Source organism: Streptomyces sp. NPDC003248 (genome assembly GCF_055563235.1).
On the sequence record NZ_JBVHDT010000008.1, the window covers coordinates 190,561 to 210,937 of the forward strand.

General features: G+C 72.5%; 17 protein-coding genes. 4 read left to right on the plus strand and 13 right to left on the minus strand.

The window, feature by feature from the left end:
- Window positions 1-69 precede the first annotated feature (69 nt).
- Window positions 70-3,759 (minus strand): S8 family peptidase, encoded by a 3,690-nt coding sequence (locus tag ACZ3KJ_RS20795; protein ID WP_467529086.1) that lies wholly within the window; start codon window positions 3,757-3,759, stop codon window positions 70-72.
- Between the two features lie 272 nt (window positions 3,760-4,031).
- Between ACZ3KJ_RS20795 and ACZ3KJ_RS20800 the strand changes: the two genes are divergently transcribed.
- Window positions 4,032-5,003: a helix-turn-helix transcriptional regulator gene (locus ACZ3KJ_RS20800; protein ID WP_467528883.1), complete on the plus strand. Its 972-nt coding sequence runs from the start codon at window positions 4,032-4,034 to the stop codon at window positions 5,001-5,003.
- Window positions 5,004-5,102: 99 nt separating this feature from the next.
- On the opposite strand, the gene ACZ3KJ_RS20805 is transcribed toward ACZ3KJ_RS20800, so the two are convergent.
- Window positions 5,103-7,184, minus strand: a complete 2,082-nt coding sequence (locus tag ACZ3KJ_RS20805; protein WP_467528885.1) for a SpoIIE family protein phosphatase — start codon at window positions 7,182-7,184, stop codon at window positions 5,103-5,105.
- A gap of 211 nt (window positions 7,185-7,395) precedes the next feature.
- On the opposite strand from ACZ3KJ_RS20805, the gene ACZ3KJ_RS20810 reads away from it, so the two are divergent.
- Window positions 7,396-8,664, plus strand: a complete 1,269-nt coding sequence (locus ACZ3KJ_RS20810; RefSeq protein ID WP_467528887.1) for a SpoIIE family protein phosphatase — start codon at window positions 7,396-7,398, stop codon at window positions 8,662-8,664.
- A gap of 108 nt (window positions 8,665-8,772) precedes the next feature.
- Here the strand turns inward: ACZ3KJ_RS20810 and ACZ3KJ_RS20815 are convergent, their stop codons facing one another.
- Window positions 8,773-9,141: a sensor histidine kinase gene (locus ACZ3KJ_RS20815; RefSeq protein ID WP_467528889.1), complete on the minus strand. Its 369-nt coding sequence runs from the start codon at window positions 9,139-9,141 to the stop codon at window positions 8,773-8,775.
- Between the two features lie 290 nt (window positions 9,142-9,431).
- Between ACZ3KJ_RS20815 and ACZ3KJ_RS20820 the strand changes: the two genes are divergently transcribed.
- Window positions 9,432-9,950 (plus strand): hypothetical protein, encoded by a 519-nt coding sequence (locus ACZ3KJ_RS20820; protein WP_467528891.1) that lies wholly within the window; start codon window positions 9,432-9,434, stop codon window positions 9,948-9,950.
- A 117-nt stretch (window positions 9,951-10,067) separates the two neighbouring features.
- Here the strand turns inward: ACZ3KJ_RS20820 and ACZ3KJ_RS20825 are convergent, their stop codons facing one another.
- The 7 genes from ACZ3KJ_RS20825 to ACZ3KJ_RS20855 all read right to left on the minus strand — a co-directional run bounded on the left by ACZ3KJ_RS20825 (window position 10,068) and on the right by ACZ3KJ_RS20855 (window position 15,484).
- The gene (locus ACZ3KJ_RS20825; protein WP_467528893.1) at window positions 10,068-10,859 is read right to left on the minus strand and encodes a siderophore-interacting protein; all 792 of its coding nucleotides are present in this window, start codon (window positions 10,857-10,859) and stop codon (window positions 10,068-10,070) included.
- A gap of 160 nt (window positions 10,860-11,019) precedes the next feature.
- Window positions 11,020-11,721 carry a class II aldolase/adducin family protein gene (locus tag ACZ3KJ_RS20830; RefSeq protein ID WP_467528895.1) on the minus strand — a complete coding sequence of 234 codons (702 nt, stop codon included), beginning with the start codon at window positions 11,719-11,721 and terminating at the stop codon, window positions 11,020-11,022.
- 192 nt (window positions 11,722-11,913) lie between these two features.
- Window positions 11,914-12,705: an alpha/beta fold hydrolase gene (locus ACZ3KJ_RS20835; protein ID WP_467528897.1), complete on the minus strand. Its 792-nt coding sequence runs from the start codon at window positions 12,703-12,705 to the stop codon at window positions 11,914-11,916.
- A gap of 4 nt (window positions 12,706-12,709) precedes the next feature.
- A complete protein-coding gene (locus ACZ3KJ_RS20840; RefSeq protein WP_389516318.1) occupies window positions 12,710-13,123 on the minus strand; it encodes a VOC family protein in 414 nt (137 codons plus the stop codon).
- A 343-nt stretch (window positions 13,124-13,466) separates the two neighbouring features.
- On the minus strand, window positions 13,467-13,958 hold the full coding sequence (locus ACZ3KJ_RS20845) for a hypothetical protein (protein ID WP_467528900.1): 492 nt from the start codon (window positions 13,956-13,958) through the stop codon (window positions 13,467-13,469).
- 126 nt (window positions 13,959-14,084) lie between these two features.
- The gene (locus ACZ3KJ_RS20850) at window positions 14,085-14,711 is read right to left on the minus strand and encodes a PadR family transcriptional regulator (RefSeq protein WP_467528902.1); all 627 of its coding nucleotides are present in this window, start codon (window positions 14,709-14,711) and stop codon (window positions 14,085-14,087) included.
- A 236-nt stretch (window positions 14,712-14,947) separates the two neighbouring features.
- Window positions 14,948-15,484, minus strand: a complete 537-nt coding sequence (locus tag ACZ3KJ_RS20855) for a flavin reductase family protein (protein WP_467528904.1) — start codon at window positions 15,482-15,484, stop codon at window positions 14,948-14,950.
- A gap of 595 nt (window positions 15,485-16,079) precedes the next feature.
- Here ACZ3KJ_RS20855 and ACZ3KJ_RS20860 point away from each other — a divergent pair.
- On the plus strand, window positions 16,080-16,520 hold the full coding sequence (locus ACZ3KJ_RS20860) for a PadR family transcriptional regulator (RefSeq protein WP_467528906.1): 441 nt from the start codon (window positions 16,080-16,082) through the stop codon (window positions 16,518-16,520).
- Between the two features lie 307 nt (window positions 16,521-16,827).
- Here the strand turns inward: ACZ3KJ_RS20860 and ACZ3KJ_RS20865 are convergent, their stop codons facing one another.
- The 3 genes from ACZ3KJ_RS20865 to ACZ3KJ_RS20875 are packed head-to-tail and all read right to left on the minus strand — an operon-like array spanning window position 16,828 to window position 20,369.
- Window positions 16,828-18,294, minus strand: a complete 1,467-nt coding sequence (locus ACZ3KJ_RS20865) for an MFS transporter (RefSeq protein ID WP_467528908.1) — start codon at window positions 18,292-18,294, stop codon at window positions 16,828-16,830.
- A complete protein-coding gene (locus tag ACZ3KJ_RS20870; protein ID WP_467528910.1) occupies window positions 18,260-19,345 on the minus strand; it encodes an ABC transporter ATP-binding protein in 1,086 nt (361 codons plus the stop codon). Before ACZ3KJ_RS20870 ends, ACZ3KJ_RS20865 begins: the two co-directional genes overlap by 35 nt.
- Window positions 19,335-20,369 (minus strand): ABC transporter ATP-binding protein, encoded by a 1,035-nt coding sequence (locus ACZ3KJ_RS20875; RefSeq protein WP_467528912.1) that lies wholly within the window; start codon window positions 20,367-20,369, stop codon window positions 19,335-19,337. The genes ACZ3KJ_RS20870 and ACZ3KJ_RS20875 overlap by 11 nt, the downstream gene beginning before the upstream one ends.
- Between the last annotated feature and the right edge of the window lie 8 nt (window positions 20,370-20,377).

Below are 20,377 nucleotides of genomic sequence, written 5' to 3' on the forward strand. Positions count from 1 at the left end.
AGGCCGCCGGGCGGTTCCCGCAGGGGAGAACCGCCCGGCGACGTCCGGGTGGGTTGACCGGCCCGTGCGTTACCGCACGTCGTAGGCCCGGGTCACCGTCTGGGAGACCGAGTTGCCGTTGGCGTCGGTCATGTCGGCCCTGAGCGTGACCGACTTCCCCGTGGCTCCGCTGTGGTCGACCACCGCGTTCCACACCCCGCCCCTGCGTTCGGTGCGCGCCTCGGTCCAGGTCTCGCCGCCGTCGTAGGAGTAGGCGAGCTTCACCGCGGTCAACGTGCCGGGCCGGTAACCCGCGTGGCCCGTCGCCGTGAGGGCGATCCGCTGACCGGCCTGCGCGGGGAGGGTCTTGAGACCGTCCTCGGGGAGGTCGTAGTGCGGGAAGAGCAGCGGGATGCCCTGGGAGTAGACGTCCTCGTCGAGGGCGGACCGGAAGGACCAGGTGGTCGACGACTGCACGGAACGCTTCCAGACCCGCGCCGGGATGCCGAACTTGGCCGTGTTCAGCGTGAGTTCGTAGGACGACTCCTCGGCCGGGACGGTGAACACACCGAACGGGTACGGGCTGTCGCCGATCGTCTCCCCGTCCCGCTTCAGCACCATGTTGCCGATGTCACCGAAACTGCCCTGGAGTCCCTGGTGTTCGGTGTCGCCCCAGAAGCCGGGTGCGACACCGATGAGGTTGCCCTGCCGTTCGGCGGCGAGCGTGTCGTCGCCGCTGCCGTCGAGCGGGGTGGTCGGGGCGAGGACGCCGCCGTACCACTCCTCGGTCCGCTTCTCCCCCTTCGCGTACGTCCGCACGGGGCTGACCATGGCCTCCCCGAACGGGAAGCTGCTGGACACGTACTGGCCCCAGCCGGTCGTGCCGGGGGTGAGGTACTCGGTGCGCCGGAACGGCGCCGGGACCGTCTCGATGCCGCCGAAGTAGGCGGACAGACCGTTCGGGCGGGTCATCGTGCGGGTGTCGATGTGGTCGGTGGCGGTGCCCGCCATGGAGTGGTACGTGGCCGTGGTCGCCGCCAGGTCCTTGTCACGGGCGCGGTAGGCGCGGTCGCTCTCGACGGGGCCCGTCTCCGGGTACGCGAGGTGGTAGACGTACGGGCTCTTCGCCGTGGCCGTCCACCGCAGGGTCACGTCCCCGGCCGCGAGCAGGGCCTCGGCCTCCTCGGTCGGGATCGCGAGGATCGGCAGCGCGCCGCCGGTGAACCCGGCCGACGGGTACCAGCGGCCCGGCGCCTCGCGGTAGCCGAGGACGGCGAGGGCGCCGGCCGCCTTGGCGCGGTTGGCGACCTCGGAGGCGGAGCCGCTGTCGGGCAGCCTGACGAGCGCGATCTTTCCCTGGGCGCCGGAGAGTTCGTCCGCCGTTCCGGACCCCGCGTCGAAGAGCGCCGCCTCTCCCCTGCCGTCGAGGTTGACGGAGCTGGTGGACGCGGTGACCGGGTGGAGCTTCTGGCCGCCCACCACGGCGAGTTCACCGATCTGCGGGGCGGCGGTGCTCCAGAAGCTGTCGAACTCGAAGGTGCCGTCGGTGGCCCGGCCCTGGACGGAGGCGTAGTAGCCGCGCAGGGACCGCCCGCCGTTCGCGGTCCCGGCGTGCAGCCAGATGTCGTCCCACGCACGGGCGAACCCGAGGGTGGCGCCGCGCAGTTCGGACGGCTTGTCCGTGCGCACGCTCAGCCGGTGGGCCGTGCGGGCGTCGAGGACGATCGTGGTGTCCCCGCGGATCTCCAGCTGCGGACGGGCCAGATAGGAAAGGGAGTTGTAGAGCGTGCCGGCGGTCTCCGGGGTGGTGATGAAGCTGGAGAGGAAGTAGCTGCCCGGACGGACCGCGTACGTCTGGTCGGCGGCGCCGTCGTTGAAGCGGCGTTCGCCGCTGGCGTCGTCGGTACCGATGAGGTCGACGGAGGAGGCGCCCGTCGCCGGGTTGCCGAGGCGGTCGATCAGCTCGACGCGCACGGTGACGGTCTCCGGCTGGACGTACAGCGCGAAGGGGGTGGAGACGGTGACGCCGTCCGAGACGGCGATCACACGGCCGGTGATGTCGCCGTACTGGGCACGCTCGAGGCGCGCCGTCGGGTCGACCTCCAGGGGCACCTGGACCGTCCCCCCGGCCGGGACGGTCACCGAACCGGCGGCCGGGTGGACGACCGACGAGCGGACGGCGGAGCCGTCGTTGCCGGTGACCCCCGTCACCGACAGCTTCAACTTCACCGCCCGGTCGGAGGTGTTGGTGTAGGGGACGGAGACCGTCGTACGGTCACCGGCGTCCTGCGGCCAGGTGAAGGTGCCCGCCTGGACGGCCGGAGCGCCCAGCACCGTCTGGCCGACGGCGCCCTTCACGTCGAGACGTCCGCCGCCGGTCTCGCGGACGTCGCCGGGGATGTCCGTCTCGGCGGAGGAGACCAGGGCGGCCTTGATCTGTGCGGCGCTCCAGTCGGGGTGGCGCTGCTTCACGATCGCGGCGGCACCGGCGACATGCGGGGTCGCCATCGACGTACCGCTCATGGACCGGTAGGCGTACACGCCCCGGCCGCCCGCGTTGGCGGCGGAGATGTCGACGCCGGGGGCGGTGATCTCGGGCTTGAGGGTGTGCGAGCCGTAGACCGGGCCGCGGCTGGAGAAGGAGGCCGTGGAGTCGTCGCGGTCGACGGCGCCGACGGTGAGGACGCTGGGGGCGCAGCCGGGCGAGGAGACCGTGTTGCCGGCGGGGCCGGTGTTGCCGGCGGCGATGACGAAGAGGGTGTCCTTGTTCGTCCGCGCGAGTTCCTCCGTGGCCTGGGCCATCGGGTCGGTGCAGTCCGTCCGGGACGGGTTGCCGAGGCTCATGGAGACGACGTCGGCGCCCTGGTCGACGGCCCACTGCATACCGGCGATGATCCAGGAGGTCTCGCCGGAGCCGTAGTCGTCGAGGACCTTGCCGTTGAGGAGGCCGGCCCCGGGCGCCACGCCCTTCTTCTTCCCGTCGCTCGCGGCGCCGGTGCCGCCGACGGTGGAGGCGGTGTGGGTGCCGTGACCCTGGTGGTCGTCGGCGTCCGCGGAGTCGGTGAAGTTCCGCGAGGCGGTGATCCGGCCCCTGAGGTCGGGGTGGTCGGCGTCGGCGCCGGTGTCCAGGACGGCGACCTTCGTGCCCTTGCCGTCGTAGCCGGCGGCCCAGGCCTCCGGCGCGTGCACCTGCCGGGTGGAGCGGTCCAGGGTGGCCTCCACCTTGGCGTCGAGCCAGAGCTTCTCGACGGGGCCCCGGGTCACGTCGGCCCAGAAGTCGTCGGCCTGCTCCTTCTCCGCGTCGAGGGCGACCCCGTCGATGGAGTCGAGCACGAGCTCGCGTTCGGCGCCGCGCGGGGTCTTCGGGACGCTGCGGGCGGTGACGGCGCGGTCGTAGGTCGCGATCAGCGGCAGCGCGTCGGTGTGCGCGTCGTCGTAGCCCTGCCGGACCAGCCCGGTGACGTTGAAGAGTTCCTCGTCGACCCGTCCGGCGGCGAGCGCCTCGATCGCGCTCTCGGGATAGACGTACAGGTCCTCGCCGACCCGGCGGGTCTGGGTGAAGGGGGTCGTGCCGTCCTCGCCGGGCAGGGCGACGGCCCCGTCCCCGGTGACGAGGACCCGGTCGCCGGTGACGAGGGTGACGACGGAACCGGCGCCGGAGGTCGCCCGGCTGCCGGTCAGCGGTCTCGGATCCTCGGCCGCGTGCGTGGGCGCCGCTGTCGTGACGGCCAGGACAGCGGCGGTCGCCGCCCCCAGGGCCGTACGGCATATCGCTCTCACCAAGATCGCTCCTCTGCCGTGTCGCCGCCTGCCCGCGGGCACGGAAGCCCAGGCCGCATCGGCCCAAGTCGGGCTGAACGGACGGTGGTTGATACTGCGGTGGCGCCACGATGGCAGAGGGGCGGGTGGTACGGGGATGATGTGCGCGGCGGGTTTGCGCCGTGGCCGGTTCAGGCCACGGCCGATGGCGGGGGTCACAGGGTCTTCCGGCCCGGCTCGTGGACGGGCGTCCGGGCTCTGCCGGCCGGGGTCTTCGGGAGGGGCGGCTTTCGATGCTGGGTGTGCTGGGGCTGGACGAGACGCACGAGGCGGCGTACCGGACGCTGGTGTCCGTGGGCGTGGCCGAGGTGCCCGACCTCGCGCGGCGGCTGACGCTCGGTGAGCACGACACCGAGCGCGCCCTGCGCCTCCTGGAGCGGCACGGGCTCGCGGCCCGGTCGACGGCCGGCCCCGGCCGCTGGGTCGCCGCTCCCCCGGGTGTGGCCCTGGGCGCGCTGCTCGTCCGGCAGCGGCACGAGCTGGACAAGGCCGAGCTGGCGGCGGCGCTGCTCGCCGAGGAGTACCGGGCGGCGACCACCGAACCGGCCGTGCACGATCTGGTCGAGGTGGTGATCGGGGCACGCGCGGTCTCCCGGCGTTTCCTCCGGTTGCAGCTCGGGGCGGGCGACGAGGTGTGCGCACTGGTCACCGGCAGGCCGACCGTGGTCTCCGGCACGGACAACGATGCCGAGGAGCAGGCCGCCGACCGCGGGGTGCGCTACCGGGTGGTCGTCGAGCGGTCCGTCCTCGACCTGCCGAACGGCATCACGGAACTGTCCGCCGCGCTGGGCCGCGACGAGGAGGTGCGGGTGGTGGACCGGGTGCCGACCAAGCTCGTCGTCGCCGACCGGTCCCAGGCCCTGGTGCCGCTGACCTCGCCCACCGCGGAACCGGCGGCGCTGGTCGTGCACGCCGGCGGGCTGCTGGAACTGCTGACGGGCCTGTTCGAGTCGGTGTGGCGGGACGCGCTGCCGCTCCGCCTCGGCACACGCGGGATCGCCGGGGAGGAGCCCGACGGCCCCGACCTGGAGGTGCTGTCCCTGCTGCTCGCCGGGATGACCGACGCGAGCGTCGCCGAACAGCTCGGTCTGGGGCTCAGGACCGTACAGCGCCGGGTGAAGCGGCTGATGGAGCTGGCCGGGGTGACGACCCGGCTGCAACTGGGCTGGCGTGCGTACGAGCGGGGCTGGGTGACCCGGAGGTGATTCGGCCTTCCGTCCCTGACGCGGCGGCCCGTGACGACGTCGCCCGCCCCCGCCACTGCTACGGGTGCGAAGCCGGCCGCTTCCCGGATGTGTGGCCCGTCAGGGGGCGGTGGCCCGGAATCCGATGACCGCGATGTCGTCCCGCTGGTCTTCGACGCGGGTGACCAGGTCGTCGATGAGGTCGGCCAGCGGCAGGACGCGGGCGGGGGCGGCGTCGGTGTGCCGGGCGAGCTGCCGGAGGCCGTCGCTGATGTCCTGACCGGGTACCTCCACGAGCCCGTCGGTGTAGAGCAGGAGCGTGTCGCCGGGAGCGAGCCTCACGTTCCAGTCGGTTCGGGCCAGGCCCGGCGCGACGCAGAGGGGCGGGTCCGCGTCGTTCGGGGTGTACAGGTACCGGGGAGGGGACGAGGCCGGCACGAGCAGGGGCGGCGGATGACCGGCGTTGGAGAGGACCGCGTTCCAGCCACCTGTCCTGCCCCGGCGGAGTGTTGCGTGTACGGCGGTGACCAGAGGGGCGATGTCGAGCCCTTGGGCCACGGAGTCCAGCCTGCTGAGGCTCCGGGCCGGGCTCTCCTGGGCGGTACAGTCGAAGATGATGCCGCGGAGCATGCTGTGCAGTTGACTCATGGCGGTCGCGGCCGCCAGGTCATGACCGGCGATGTCTCCGATGGTGAGGGTGACGGCCCCGTCGGCCAGACCGAGCGCGTCGTACCAGTCACCGCCGATCTCGGCGGTGGAGTTCGCCGGCCGGTAGGAGGCGGCGAGTTCGGCGCCTGTGACGGTGGGCGGAGCGATCAGCAGGGCGCGTTGGAGCGCCAGCGCGGTGGCGCGTACGGACTGGTGCTCCATGGTGCGGCGCAGCGGACCGGCCATCCGGTCCAGCACCTCTTCCAGGAGGGCGAGTTCGGATTCGCTGGGCGGCGGGTTGCCGTTGCAGGTGGCGGCGGAGGCGAGCGCGACCGGTTCACCGTCGATCACGACCGGGATCAGTGTGAGGCTCGTGGCCCTGGCCTGCCGCATCCACTCACCGGACAGCCCGGACACCAGGTCGTCGGGCGGCCGGCCTTCGGGGAAGACCAGCCGCCTGGCCCGTCCCGCGCCGATCGCGCTCTGTGCCAGCGGGCCCAGCTCGAACCCGTCCTTCAGCGGGGGGATCGGGGGCAGGCCGGGGGCGAGTGAGGTGCGTCCGCTGGTGGTGGCGTATCCGGCGCCGGGAGGGGCCCCGGACGGCAGCTCGTCGGGCCGGCGCAGCCGGAAGACCGCGAAGGCGTCGGCCAGTTCCGGTACGACCGCGGCCGCCGCCGCCGCGAACACCTCGGACAGGTCGTGGGCCGTCGGGACCTGAGCCATCCGCGCCAGCATGCATTCCCGCGTGCGGGCCCACCACTGCTCCTCGGCGTCGCGGGTGGTGCCGATCCATTCCAGCAGGGCTCCCTCGCGCAGGACCGGCGCGGCGGTGATCTGCACATGCCGGTAGCGGTCGGGTGGGTCCTGCTCCCGTACTCGGACGAGGGCTTCGAAGAGCGCCGGACCGGAGACGGCCGCCTGCCATTCCCTGGCCAGCCAGGGCCGGTCCTTCGGGTGTACGGCGTCCAGCCAGGTCTGCCGGGATCCGGGGTACCACAGCCGTCCGGTCGGGTCGGCGGGGTCGAGCGCCAGCAGGCTGAGCTCACCGTCGGGGGACATCCGCCACACGATCTGCCGGGAGGCGGCGAGCAGCGTCTCATAGCGACGCAGTGCCTGACGCGCTTCCCTGCCCGCCGTGTCAGTCCCGGTGTCCGTGCGGGTGTCCGTGCGGGTGTCCGGCAGGGGCGTGGCCAGGATCAGCACCGCGGGCCCCTGCCGTGCCACCACCGGGGTGCAGCTCACCACGCAGGCGCGACCGGACCGACCCTCGGACCCCGGCTCCGCCGTAGTGATCAGTGGATCGGCCGGCACGGTGGGCCGTTCCTCGTGCCGGGCCCGGTCCAGCGCCCCTCTCAGCGGTGCGAACCGGGAGCCGGGGAGAGCGTCGCCCATGTCCAGGCCCGGCGTCCATCCGCCGAACAGCTCCCGGAAGGCCTTGTTGCACTCGATCAGCCGATGCCGGTCGCCGGTGGTCAGCGCCGCACCGGTCGGGATGCGGTGGAGACTCCTGAGATCCAGTTCGGGGCCGGTGGAACGGGGTGCGTCGTGCCTCACCCGGAGATCTCTGCCCAGCCCCGCCCCGTTCCTCCCGGTGAGCACCGCCGGATCCCTCACCGGGAGGAACACCGCCGAACCGGCGGCCGTTCCCCCCGCCGACGCCTTGAGAGGCCCCGTACCGTACCTCTGCTCACGAGATACTCGGGAACCCGAGCCACCCGACCGCCCACCGTGTGCGGTGCAGTGACCTTGTCAGTACATTGGAGAAGTGGCCCTTACCGGGGAGCCAGCCGACGCGAGCCATGTCGACTACGCCGCACTGTTCGCCGCTACTCCCAGTCCGTATCTGGTCGTCGGTCCTGACCTGGTGATCGTTGGCGTCAATGCGGCGTACTGCCGAGTGACCGGCCGGACGAGCCAGGACCTGCTCGGGCAGCACCTCTTCGACGCGTTCCCCGACAACCCCGCCCATCCGGAGGCGGACGGGGTGCGGAACGTCTCGGCCTCCCTGCAACGGGTCCTGGCCACCGGACAAGCGGAGACCATGGCCATCCAGCGGTACGACATCCCCCGCGCCGGGCAACCCGGGAGTTTCGAGGAACGCTGGTGGTCTCCGGTGAACGCCCCCGTTCTCGGCCCCGACGGCGAGGTCGCCTGGATCATCCACCGGGTCGAGGACGTGACCGCCTTCGTGCACGACCGACGACGGTGGCAGCGGAACCCCGTGCACACTCCGGGCCGGGTGGGGGCAGGCATGGAGGCCGAGTTCTATGCCCGGGCCAAGGAACTGGAGCGCCTGAACGAAGAACTGCGGCGGGCGCACGCGCGGGAGCGGCAGGTGGCGATCACCTTGCAGGAGGCGATGCTGCGCTCGCCCGACCTCGCACGACACTCCGATGTGGCGGTTCGCTACCTACCGGCCATCGGTTCCCTGAACGTGTGCGGGGACTGGTACGACGCCGTGGACCTGGCTGACGGGCGCTTCTTCGTCGCCGTGGGCGACGTGGTGGGCCACGGTCTGGAGGCGGCCACCGTCATGGGGATGCTGCGCAGCGCGCTGTCGGCGGCCAGCCGTACCGTCCCCGGCCCCGCCCAGGCGCTGGAAGTGCTGGGTCTGTACGCCCGTTCCGTCGAGGGCGCACTGGCCGCCACCGCCGTCACCGCCCTGGTCGACACCCGCTCGCGGTTGATCATCTACTCCAGCGCGGGGCATCCCCCACCCGTCCTGATGCACGTCGACGGCACCTGCCACCTGCTGGACCAGGCCGTCGACCCGCCCCTCGGGGCCCGCCCCACGCACGTCCCGCGCCCCCAGGCCGGTATCCCCTACCACCCCGGCGACACCCTTGTCCTCTACACCGACGGCCTGATCGAGCGCCGTGACGAGGACATCGACACCGGTCTGGAGCGCCTGACCGACACCTTGCGCCAGTGCCTCGGGCTGCACCCCGAGCGCCTGGCCGACGCCTTGCTGGAGAACCTGGGCGTCCGGCACGGGGCCCGTGACGACATCGCCCTGGTCGTCGTCGGACTGTGAAGCGGCACGACCAGGACCGGTCCGTCACGAGGGACCCGTCCGCTTACGGCGCCGTCGGGCCGGTCGGGTGACGGTCCGCGCTGATGACGGAAGTCGCGCAGCACGGCTTCACCCGCGCCCGCTCCCCACCCGTCGGTCACCGGGTTCCTGACCCGTCGGCCGGGCGGGCAGTACGAGGCGGAACGTGCAGCCCTGCCCGGGTGCGGTGTCCAGTTCGAGGCGTCCGCCATGGCCCTCGGCGATCGCGGCGGCGATGGACAGGCCGAGGCCGCTGCCGCCGTGCACGCGGGAGCGGGAGGGGTCGACACGGTAGAAGCGCTCGAAGACGTGCTCGGCGGCCTGCGCCGTGAGGCCCGGCCCCTCGTCCGCCACCTCGATGACACCGACCGGCGTGCCGGGCGGCAGGGGCGGCGACGCGCCGGCGCGCCCCGGGCGGTCGGCTCCGCCGGTGGCGGCGCTCGCCCGGGTCCCGCCCATGCGTTACGTGGACGGGCGTACCGGCAGGGGTGTGGACGCGAGCGTTGGACAGGAGGTTCTCCAGGACCTGGCCCAGCCGGTGGGCGTCGCCGTCGGCCTCGACCACCTCCAGTTCGTCGCTGCCTCCGGGGATCTCGAGCGGCCCCAGGTCGACCGGGTGGCTCGCCCGGTGCGGGGCGGCGGCGCGTACGGCGTCCGCAGCCAGGGACAGCAGGTCCACCGGCTCGCTGTCGTACGACGGTTCGCGGTCGAGGCGGGCGAGGAGCTGGAGGTCGTCGACGAGCAGGCTCATGCGTTCCGCGTTGCGCGCGATCATGTGGTACGCCTCGGCCTCCGCCACCGGGCAGCGGCGCAGGACCGACCAGGTACACGGTCACGGCCCGCAGGAGGGCGACGGGGTGTCGGTGCCGGCGATCGATGCCGTCACCGCCGGACCCACCCTGTCCTACAGCTCCGGCGTGGTCGAGGGGCGCGTCGGCAGATCAAGCTCCTTCGTTGCGCAGCCTCCAGATGTCCTTCCAGTGCCGGGCGTGATCGGCCGCCAACAGCGGGTCGGGCGCATCGGCCCGCTGCACCGCGAGGCTGACCCCACATGTCCCGCACAGCTGATGGATCCGGTGGAAACCGTCGTGCCAGGCGCTGGTGTTGTTCCGGTTTCCGCATACACGGCAGGTCGGCGCAGGGACCTCATCGGGCGGGACCGACGAACGGAGCACCCGCTCGACGACCACTGGCAGCGGCTCATCGGGGTGGACCGTCGGCTCGGGACAGTAGGCGATGTTCCCCCACCCACGCTCGGGGCGAAGTGACCGCCGAGGCCCGGAAGACCACCTCCGCTCCCCACGTGCCGCTTCAGCCTGGGAGTGCGCGGCGGCACGGTGCCATGAGGCCGGGTCGCCGCATACTCGATCGCACGCGTCAGCGCGTCAGTCGTCCTCGCCGGTGTCGTGATCCGAGTGGTTCGCGGTGTTGAGCTTCCAGTACGCGCGGGTGTGCAGGACGGGCGCGCCGGCGACGGGCGGGGCCGTGGGCAGCTGTGCTCCGTCGGCCAGCAGGTGGCGGCGGATCTCCCGCATCGCTCCGGCCTCGCAGCCGACCCAGACCTCGGTGGGCTCGTCGGAGAAGGTCACGTCCTGGGCGCAGGCGACCAGTTGTCCTCCGGGGCGGCCGGACTCGGCGGTCCAGGTGATGTCCGCGCCGACGGGGCCGTCCAGGTCGATACGGTCTTCGAGGCCGACGATCTCGATCACGGCCTCGGCCCGTGTCCCGTCGGGCAGGGACTCCAGGATCGTCGCGACGGCGGGCAGGGCGCAGTGGTCGCCGAGGATCACGATCCTCGACGTGCCGGGGCGGGGGAAGAACCCGCCCCGGGCCTGGCCGGAGATCTCCAGCGTGTCGCCGGGCGCGGCGGCGGAGGCCCAGCGGGTGGCCGGGCCGTCGGCGTGGATGCCGAACTCGACGGTCAGTTCGCCGCCGTCCGCGTCGAAGTGCCGGACCGTGTAGGTCCGCATGACGTTGCCGCCGTCGGGACCGGGCACGAACACCTTGAGGTGGGCGCCGGGACCGTCGGCGGTCCAGCCGGTCAGGTCGCCTTCGGCCCGGACCCGGACCAGGCGGGGGGTCACCGAGGTGACCTCGGCGACGGTCACCCGGCGCCGGGGCAGTCGCTGCCTTCCGCCGCGGCCCCGGGGTGCTCCGGAGGGCTGAGGGCTGGTCATGATCGGCTCCTGAGATGCGGTGTGGAAGGGGTGGGGGCAGCGGGCTCATGGGGTGGTCCGGTGCCGGTGCGGACGAGCCGCCCGCGGCGCCCGCCGGTGGGGCGGCGGGGCGCCGCGGTTCCTGGGACGGGGAGCGTGGCGCGCGGTACGGGGCGCGTCCTCACGTGTGCCGGAGTCGCCGGGCCGCCACCTGGCGGACCAGGTAGTCCCAGGTCCGCAGGAGGTAGTAGTCGGTCTCGGCGTGCGCATAGCGCTTGCCGGGGTTGCGCAGCCGGGGCAGGACACCGCCGGCGGAGTTCGCGAGGAGCTGGAGCCGGCAGGCGCGCTCCAGCAGGATCGCGGTGGTGACGGCGGTGGCCACGCTGGAGCCGACGGCGATGATGCCGTGGCCGACGAGGAAGAGGCCCCGCGCGTCGCCGAGGCAGTCGGCCACGGCCGCGCCGAGTCCGGGCGTCTGGATCAGGCCGACGGGTTCGTCGAAGCGGGGGACGCCGTCGGCGAAGGGGCCGGCGCCGTTGGAGAAGGAATGGAGCGGGGCCCCGGTCGCGGCGAGCGCGATGGCGTGGGGCGAGTGGACGTGCACCACGCTGTGGACGTCGCCGCGGGCCCGCAGGACCTCGGTGTGCAGCGGGAACTCCTTCGGCGGGGTGCCGGTGCCCGCAAGGGGGGCGCCGTCGTGGTCGACGAGGATGACGTCCTCCTCGGACACCTCGTCGAAGCCGCGGCCCCCGGACTTCAGCCACACGCCCCGGCCCCCGGGGTCGCGTTGCGAGACATGGCCCCACACGGGGTCGCCGAGGTCGTCCGTGCCGAGCACATGGCAGCCGGTGACGACCTGGGATGTCGGGTTCTCGGTGGGCAACGCCTTCACCTCGGTGCTTTCTGTGGCTCGGTGGTGCGCGGGCTCGATACTGGGGATCCCGGCACCGGGCACCCGGCGCACGGGTCCCGGACACCGGATGCGCGGTACCGGTCATCCGGTCCTGCGGATCCGGGGGCGGCCGGGAGCCTGCTCCGGCCGCCCCCGGGTGGCCTCCGCGGGGAGGCGGACTCTTCAGCCGGCCGGGTACTCGCGGTCGAGGATCTCGTCCACGACCGCGTTGAACCGCTGGGGGTTCTCCCAGTAGTCCGAGTGCGGAGCGCCCTCGACGAGCTGGACGTTCGCCTCGGGGAGGAGCTCCCGCAGCCGGGCGTAGGCGGGCGCGTAGACCATGACGTCGGCGCCGCCCTCCAGGACCGTGATGTGCACGCCGGACTTGATGGCGTCGCGTATCCGCTGGACCGGCACCGAACCCTGGAGGGAGTTGCGGAGGCGGTTCGGCCGGCCGGGGCCGGTCTGGTTGAAGCTGCCGACCTGGAAGAAGAGGTGGACCCGCTCCTCCTCCTCGGCCTGGAACTCCTTGGTGAGCAGGAAGTCGGCGACCGACAGGTGCTTGACCTGCTCGCGTCCCTTGGCGTTCAGCTCGGAGATCTCGTCGCCGACCGGGCCGAGGGTCGAGGTCATGATGAGACCCGCGATGCGGTCGGTGTTGTTCACCGTGTACGACAGACCGCTGTAACCGCCGAGCGACTGGGTGATCAGGAAGGCCAGGTCGATCTCGGCGTGGTCGAGGACCGCCTGGATCGCCTCCGGGTGGGTCCCGGTGTCGAACCGGCCGGACTCGATCCGGGAGAGACCGAAGCCCGGCAAGTCGATGGTGATGACCTGGTACTTCTTCTTGAAGTGCGGTACCTGCTGGTACCAGGCGGCGTGGTTGCCCCCGCCGCCGTGGAGCAGGACGAGCGCGGGTCCCTCGCCGTTGACCTCGTAGTAGACCTGGCCGTCCCCGGTGCTTGCGTAGGGCATCCGGTCACCAGTTCCGGTCGGCGTGGTGGGTGATCTCGACGTGGTGGCCGTCGGGGTCGTGGATGGTGGTGGTCCTGGAGTTGTTCTGCGGCCGGCTGTAGGGCTCGTCGTAGGGGACGCCGAGCCTGTCCAGGTGGCCCAGGAAGGCCTCGAAGTCCTCCACCTCGACCGCGAAGTGGTAGTGCGTCTTCGGGTCGATGTCGTCGATGGGCGAGAAGTGCAGGTCGAAGTTGCCGTGCGTCATCAGCAGCGCCTGGATCTGCGGCGCGTTCGCCGAGCCGGAGCGGCCCTTGGGGATGATGCGCCGCATGTTGAAGACCTTGGAGTACCACTCCTCGGTCCGCGCCACATCGGTGATGGGGAAGTTGACGTGGTGGATCGCGTGAGCGTCGGTGCTCTTGTCGTCGAGATCGGGCACAGTATGTCCTTTCGCTGCCCACCGGCCGCACGAGCCTCGGGGCGGGGATGGGGGAAGGTGCACGTCCGGGGCGCCGCAGCCGGACGTCGTCCGCGCCGGCCGGCCCACCAGCCGTTGTATCGTGACCTATCGTTATCGAGCGTAGTGAGGGTCCGAGAGAGGCGTCAACCCTCCGGGCGGACCCGTTGCGCGGGGACTTGCACCCCCGCTGACCTGCACTGTCGACGGGCAGCCCGCCGCAGGGGGCCGGCGCGCGCCGGTGGAGGCAGCTCAGGGCTCGGAGGCCCGGAGTCCGCCGCGAGGGGGTGTCGCCGGATGCTCACCTGAATCGGCGAGCCGTTCCTCATCCGGCGTCGCGGGCCATCTTGATGGGGCCGGTGCCACCGAAACCGATCACGGAGTCGACGTCGACGATGACGGCGACACCGCGCCGCTCCGCGTCGCGCTCGCGCTCCACCTCGGGGATGCCGGCGTAGACGACGTCGTCGAGCGACGCGTCGACACGGGCACGGCCCTTGATCACGATACGGCGGGCGCCGACCGCGGGGTCGGGGCCCTGCGCGGGGTCGTAGTAGAGGATCGAGACCGCGGGGTTCGCGGTCACGTCCGCCGCCAGGCCCGTGTCCTGCTTGCGGACCCAGATCGCGACCTGGTCCTGCGAGTGGACGTGGACGCTGCCGCGGTAGGAGATGGACGGCGTTCCGTCCACGGCCACCACGCCGACCACCGCCGGGCGTTCACGCTCCATCGCGGTGTTGAGCGAGGCGGCGATGTGGCCGGTGAGGTCGATCTTCTCCGCGGGCCTGTCGACCGCGTCGGCGGGCTTGCCTGCCATGGGGCTCCCTGGGTGAGTGTCCGTCGGGCCGGTCCGGTGGCGCGCGGGGACGCCGCGCGGCACCGGTGCCGGGCCGGGTGGGTGAGACGGGATGGAAGGGGAACTGTGTGCCGCGGCCGGGGACGCCTAGGCGCGATCCGGGCCGGCACCGGTCTGCCGGCCGTCGTCCGCCAGCAGGCGGTAGAGCTTCTTGCGGGTCTCGTCCAGCAGCCGGGTGGCCTCCTCGGTGGCGTCGCCGCTCCCGGTGAAGGCCACCTGGCGGGCGGCCACCGACGTCGCGTGGACCGCCCGGCGCAGACCGAGGGCACCGTCCGACGGCAGCGCGAGCGCGCCGGACGAGGCGTTCAGGCGCTCGACGTACGCCGCGCCGGCCGCGGTCAGTTCATACGTACGGCCGGACTCGCTCTCTCCGTCCGTACCGCTGACCAGGCCCTCGACCTCCAGCTGCCGCAGAGTGCCGTGGACGAAGGCCGGGCCGGGGAAGCGCTGCCCGAAGCCGCGGGCCTCCAGTGCCTGGAGCAACTGGGCCCCGCTGCGCGGGCTCTCCGCCTTGAGCAGAGTCAGCAGCACCCATCTGCCGGCACCGAAACGCCGTCCGTAGCCGTAGCCGTAGCCGGCCGGCGGCCCCGCGGCCGGCCCGTAGCCGGCGTACGCGAACCGCCCGCCGCGCTTCCAGCCCCGACCCCGGCCGCGGCGACCGCCACGGCCCACGCCGTAGGCGTCGTACAAGGGTGGGAAGTCTTCGTTGTACACGTCATCTCCCTTCTCCACTATGTCGATGATATATCGCTAACAATCGCTGTCAAGACAATCGATAATCAGAGGTTGTCCGTAGGCCACAAGGGGCGGCGGTCGTGAGGGGTGGCGGTCCAAGCGCACGCGAGCATTCCCGATGCATCACGAAGCCCCTACGCCGAGAGCGCGGCAAGCCGTCGGGCACACGTGGCCGTAGTCGCCGGCGCACTTCAGGTGCCGCGAGCGCCGGCCCGTCAGCGGGTCTCGCCATCGTCCCGCGAAGGCGCGAGTCCGTGGAAGCGTCCGCCGTGGAACACCAGGGGCGCGCGCCCCTCGGGCCGGGCGAGGCCGTGCACCCGGAGCAGGGCGACGGTATGGTCGCCGCCCGGCACCAGTGTGGCGACCGAGCACTCGAACCAGCCGGCGCAACCGTGCACGAAGACCGCGCCGGCCCCGCCGGCTTCCCAGTCCACGCCCTGGAACCGCTCGGCCTGGGTCCCCCGTGACAGCTGCCGTCCGACGCGGCCCTGATGTTCCGCCAGGACACTGACGCCGAGGCGCGGCAGCCCGCGCAGCGCGGCCCAGCTCCCGGAGGAGTTCCGCAGGCAGACGGCGACCAGCGCGGGGGCCAGCGACACCGGGGTGAAGGAACTGACGGCGAGGCCGGCGGGCTCGCCCCCGACGAGGCCGCACACGGCGGCCACACCGCTGGGGAAGCAGCCGTAGGCGTCCCGCAGGGCGCGGGGGTCGAGCGTGTCGTGCAGGGTGGTGATCATCGATCCTCCGGTCACGGGCCGGGGTGTCCGACGGACCGCCGGGAGGGCGTCAGCCGGGGCTGGAGACAGGGGACACGCGACGGACCGTCCGGTGGAGCGGTCCTCCGCAGGCCGGGCGCCCGCACCTCACGTGCCGTCGGCCGCACCCCCGGGAGAGCGCGGCACGGACGCCGGTGAGGGCCTCGCAGCGAAAGCGACCCCCTACCGCGTTATATCACTACGTATCGCTACTGGTCCACCTGGCCGACGGTTCCCCGATGGGGCGGCCGCCCCTGCGGGGTGACGCCCGGGAGTCCGAGCACGTCGCATTCCCGGGCGGAGGAAGCGGGTTGTGGTGCGCGCGATTCCCCGCGACGTCCTCCCGCGGGCCGCGCCGGCGGATCGCCCACCGCGCCGGAGGGGCAGGGCGACGGCATCTCCCCGGCCATGACTCCATGACCGCGACGGAGCTGTTCAGAGTGCTGCTGATATCATGTCGATATATCTGTGAGCAGGATCCGCGCGCGGGACCTTGCGAGCGGGATGACGAGTGGGTGAGCCGAGAGCTCTCCCCCGGAAGGCGACGGGTGGAATGGCCAGGGGAAGTCACGACCGCGGTGAGGGTCGCCGTATGCGCCGGGGCAGAGTACCGAGCCTCCTTCTGTCGGCCCTGCTGGACGGACCAGCCCACGGTTACGAGCTGATGGACCGCCTGGAGGCGGCCAGCGGCGGCACCTGGCGGCCGAGCCCCGGGTCCGTGTACCCGCTGCTCCAGTCCTTCGTGGACAGCGGCCTGGTCAAGGGCAGCGAGGACCACGGACGCAAGGTCTTCTCACTGACCGACGCGGGTCGCGAGCGCGCTCTCGAGCGACGGGACGGCACAGGCGTCGAAGTCGAACCGGATCCGGACGACGAGCACAACTCCGGACCGCTGCGGATCGAGATGGAGCGGCTGAAGGCCGCCGCCCGGCAGCTGACGTCGTCGGGGGCGACCCCCGAGCAGACCCAGGAGGCGCTCGCCGCCGTCCGGAACGCACGGCAGATCATCTACCGCATCCTGATGGACCAGTAGCCCCCCTCCCCTCTGCCGTCCTCTCCCACCGCTCATGGGAACACGAGCGGCGACGGCCCTCTGCCGCCCGTGGAAACACAAGTCCGGTCGTTTCCGCATCGGCGGTGACCGGCCTCGCAGGCGTCGGCGCCCAGGACGCGGGCGACGCCCCCGTCGATGCCGGCATCGGCGGTTCGTCCGGCACCGCCTCGCGGGACGGCCCCCGCCGCCGTACCCGCCGTGCCCCCGGTGCCCCGCCTCCACGCCGAGACGGGGCACCGGACGGTGTACGGGGAGGGCGCGCGGGGCTGCCGGAGCCGGCGGAACGTCAGTGGCCGCGGGTTCCCGGGGTGCCGCCGGACTCGGCCGGCCGGACGTCCCCGGCGACGGCCGGCGCGGCCGGCTCCCCGGCGTCCCGGCGCCGCGGGCTCAGACTGAACAGCAGTCCGGCCGACGCCGCGCACGCGAGGGCGCCGACGCCGAGCGCCCACCGGGGCGAGAGATGTTCCCCGACGGCGCCGACGACAGGGCCGCCGATGGGGGTGCTGCCGGCGAAGCCGACGGACCACAGGGCCATCACCCGGCCGCGGTAGCGGGAGTCGCTCGTCGTCTGGAGGGTCGCGTTGCTGATCGCCATGAAGGCGGAGCTGCCCACGCCCACGAAGAACAGCGCGACCAGGGCCACGGGGAGGACCGGGCTCAGCGCCAGCGCCGTGATCGCACCGCCGTACAGAGCGGAGGCCCAGGCGATCGGGACGTGGCCGGTGCTGTCGCGGCGGGCGATGAAGAACCCGCTGGTGACCGCGCCCACGCCCATGGCGGACGTCATCCAGCCATAGGTGCCGCCGTCGCCGCCGAAGGTGGTCCTGGCCAGCAGGGGGAGGGTGATGGGGAACTCCGCGGCGAAGGTGCCGACCAGGAACACCACCAGGAGCGGCCAGAGCAGCTCACGGTGGGAGCGGACGTAGCCGAACCCCTCGCGCAGTTCGCGCAGCGGCGGGCTCTTGTCGCGGCGAACCGTTCCCCTCGGCAGCGTCCCGAGGGCAAGGATGATTCCGGTGAAGGACAGGGCGTTCAGCAGGAAGCACCATCCGGTCCCCACGGCGACGATCAGGACACCGGCGACGGCCGGGCCGACCGCGCGGGCCGCGTTGATGAGGACACCGTTCAGGGAGACCGCGTTGCGGATCAGCTGCGGGCCGGTCAGCTCGATCAGGTAGGCCTGGCGGACCGGGTTGTCGACGGCCTGCGACGCACCGAGGACCAGGGCGCACACCAGGATCGCCGGGATTCCGACGTGGTGGGTGACGGTCAGCAGGCCGAGCGTCAGGGCGGAACCGGCCATCGCCGACTGGGTGATCAGCATGAGGTTCCGCTTGGGGAACCGGTCCGCCAGCAGCCCGGCCCACGGCGCGAGCAGCAGTCCGGGCAGGAACTGGAGTGCGGTGAGCCAGCCGAGCGCGGTGCCCGAGTGGGTCAGTTCGACGATCAGCCAGCCCTGCCCGACGGACTGCATCCAGGTGCCGGGGAGGCTGATCGCCTGGCCGGTGAAGAACCGCCGGAAGGGCCTGGCGCGCAGCGCCGCGAACATCCGGGTCCGGCCGGGCGGGGGCGTGGCCTCCGGTCCGCCGACCGCGCCGGGCGATGCCTCCGGCACGGCGTCCCGCGGGCCCCCCGACGGGGCGTCCGCCGGGATCTCGTCGGCGCGGGGGCCGGCGCCCGCGGTGGTGTCGCGGTCGCCGGCCCCGATGTCCCCGGGCTCAGGTGTCTTCGGGGGCTCGCCCGGTCTTCTCATGGTTCCTGCCTCGGTCTTCACGCCCGTGGGCGGTGGTGTCACGGGTGTGCTGGTCAGGCGCCGGGCCGGGCGCGGTGAGCGGGAAGTGGCAGGCCGCGAACTGATCGGGGCGCACTTCGCGGATCTCCGGTTCCTGCTGTGCGCAGAGGTCCTGGGCGGAGGGGCATCTGCCGCGGAAGCGGCAGCCGCTGGGCGGTGACAGCGGGGAGGGTACGTCTCCTTCGAGCGGGGAGCCGGCGAAGGGCTGGTCGGGGTCGGGCAGCGGCACCGACTCCAGCAGCGCCCGGGTGTAGGGGTGGGCAGGGCGGTCGTAGACCTCGGCCGAGTCGCCGAACTCGCACACCTTGCCCAGGTACATGACCATCACGCGGTCGCTGACCGAGCGCACCACCGCCAGGTCGTGGGCGATGAAGACGATCGTCAGGTGGAATTCGGGCTTGAGCCGTTCCAGCAGGTTGAGGATCTGGGCCTGGACGGAGACGTCGAGGGCGGAGACCGGTTCGTCGCAGATCAGCAGCTTCGGCTTGAGGGCCAGGGCGCGGGCGATGGAGACGCGTTGGGCCTGTCCGCCGGAGAGCTGCCGGGGCAGCAGGTCGGAGAACCGCTCGGGGGGCAGGCCGACCTCGGTGAGCATGTCGGTGGCGGCCTGTTCACGCTCGGCCTTGGCCACACCGGTGATCGCCAGACCCTCGCCGACGATCTCCTTGACGTGTCGGCGGGGGTTGAGCGACCCGACCGAGTTCTGGAAGATCATCTGGATGTCGCGGCGCAGCGACCGCATCGTCTTCTCGTCGGCTCGGTCGATGCGTTCGCCGGCGCAGCTGATCTCGCCGGAGGTGAGGGTGCCGAGCTTCAGGACCGCCCGGCCCATGCTCGACTTGCCGCATCCGGACTCGCCGACGATGCCCAGCGTCTCGCCGGGCAGGACGTCGAAGCTGACGTCGGAGACGGCCTGGACCGTGCCGCCCCGGGTCCGGTGCTCGACGACCAGGTTCCGGACGCTGAGCAGCGCCTCGTCACCGCGCAGGTGAGCGGTTCCGCTACCGGCCACCGGAGTCACCTCCCGGCGTACCGGCGGTGGCGGTGGCGGTGGCGGCCGGTGGGGCCGCCACCGGGTTGGCGCAGGCCACGTGATGTCCTTCCGCGATCATGGTCATGGCGGGGCCCGGTTCGTGGCACGGGCCGGAGGCGTGGGTGCAGCGGGCCGCGAACCGGCAGCCGGACGGCGGCTGGACGGGGTTGGGCAGGGTGCCCGGGATGAGCTGGAACAGGCTGTGCCGCTGGTGCGCGATGGTCGGCGTGGCGGCGAGCAGGGCGTGGGTGTAGCGGTGGCGGGGGGCGTCGAAGACCTGGCGGGTCGAGCCGGTCTCGGCCAGGCGGCCGGCGTACATGACCGAGACGCGGTCGGTACGGCCGGCGACCAGCGGCAGGTTGTGGCTGATCAGGATCATCGACATGTTCCGCTCCCGCTGCACGCGACGGAGCAGGTCGAGGATCTGCCGCTGGATCGTCACGTCGAGTGCGGTGGTCGGCTCGTCGGCGATCAGCAGCTCCGGTTCGCAGGCGAGCGCCACGGCGATCATCACGCGCTGGCACATGCCTCCCGACATCTCGTGCGGGTAGTTGCGCAGCCGGCGTTCCGGGTCGGAGACACCGGCCTCGGCGAGCAGTTCCGCCGCCCGGGTGCGCGCCTGGGACCTGCCGAATCCGAGGTGTTTGCGCATGCCCTCGGTGAGCTGGCGTTCCACGGTCACGACCGGGTTGAGCGAACGGCTCGGGTCCTGGAACACCATGGACATCTGGGGTCCCCAGATCTCGCTCATCTCTTTGCGGGAAAGGCCGACGAGTTCCCGGCCTTTGAAGCGGACGGAGCCCGTGCGGTCGGCACGGCGGGGCAGCAGGCCCATGATGGCGCGGGACATGACGGACTTGCCGGAGCCCGACTCGCCGACGAGGCCCATGGCCTCGCCGTGGCCGAGGCTGAACGAGACGTCGTCCACGGCCTTGACCACGCCGCGCCGCGAGGCGAGGTACGCCCGGAGGTTGGTGACTTGGAGCAGTGGTTCGGTGTTCACGGCTTCCT

What these genes read in the sequence shown, in the direction of transcription:
- ACZ3KJ_RS20835 (WP_467528897.1), bottom strand. Translation starts at nt 12,705, where the DNA reads ATGCCCTACGCAAGCACCGGGGACGGCCAGGTCTACTACGAGGTCAAC.
- ACZ3KJ_RS20820 (WP_467528891.1), top strand. Translation starts at nt 9,432, where the DNA reads ATGCGTTCCGCGTTGCGCGCGATCATGTGGTACGCCTCGGCCTCCGCC.
- ACZ3KJ_RS20865 (WP_467528908.1), bottom strand. Translation starts at nt 18,294, where the DNA reads ATGAGAAGACCGGGCGAGCCCCCGAAGACACCTGAGCCCGGGGACATC.
- ACZ3KJ_RS20815 (WP_467528889.1), bottom strand. Translation starts at nt 9,141, where the DNA reads ATGGGCGGGACCCGGGCGAGCGCCGCCACCGGCGGAGCCGACCGCCCG.
- ACZ3KJ_RS20800 (WP_467528883.1), top strand. Translation starts at nt 4,032, where the DNA reads ATGCTGGGTGTGCTGGGGCTGGACGAGACGCACGAGGCGGCGTACCGG.
- ACZ3KJ_RS20825 (WP_467528893.1), bottom strand. Translation starts at nt 10,859, where the DNA reads ATGACCAGCCCTCAGCCCTCCGGAGCACCCCGGGGCCGCGGCGGAAGG.
- ACZ3KJ_RS20845 (WP_467528900.1), bottom strand. Translation starts at nt 13,958, where the DNA reads ATGGCAGGCAAGCCCGCCGACGCGGTCGACAGGCCCGCGGAGAAGATC.
- ACZ3KJ_RS20860 (WP_467528906.1), top strand. Translation starts at nt 16,080, where the DNA reads ATGCGCCGGGGCAGAGTACCGAGCCTCCTTCTGTCGGCCCTGCTGGAC.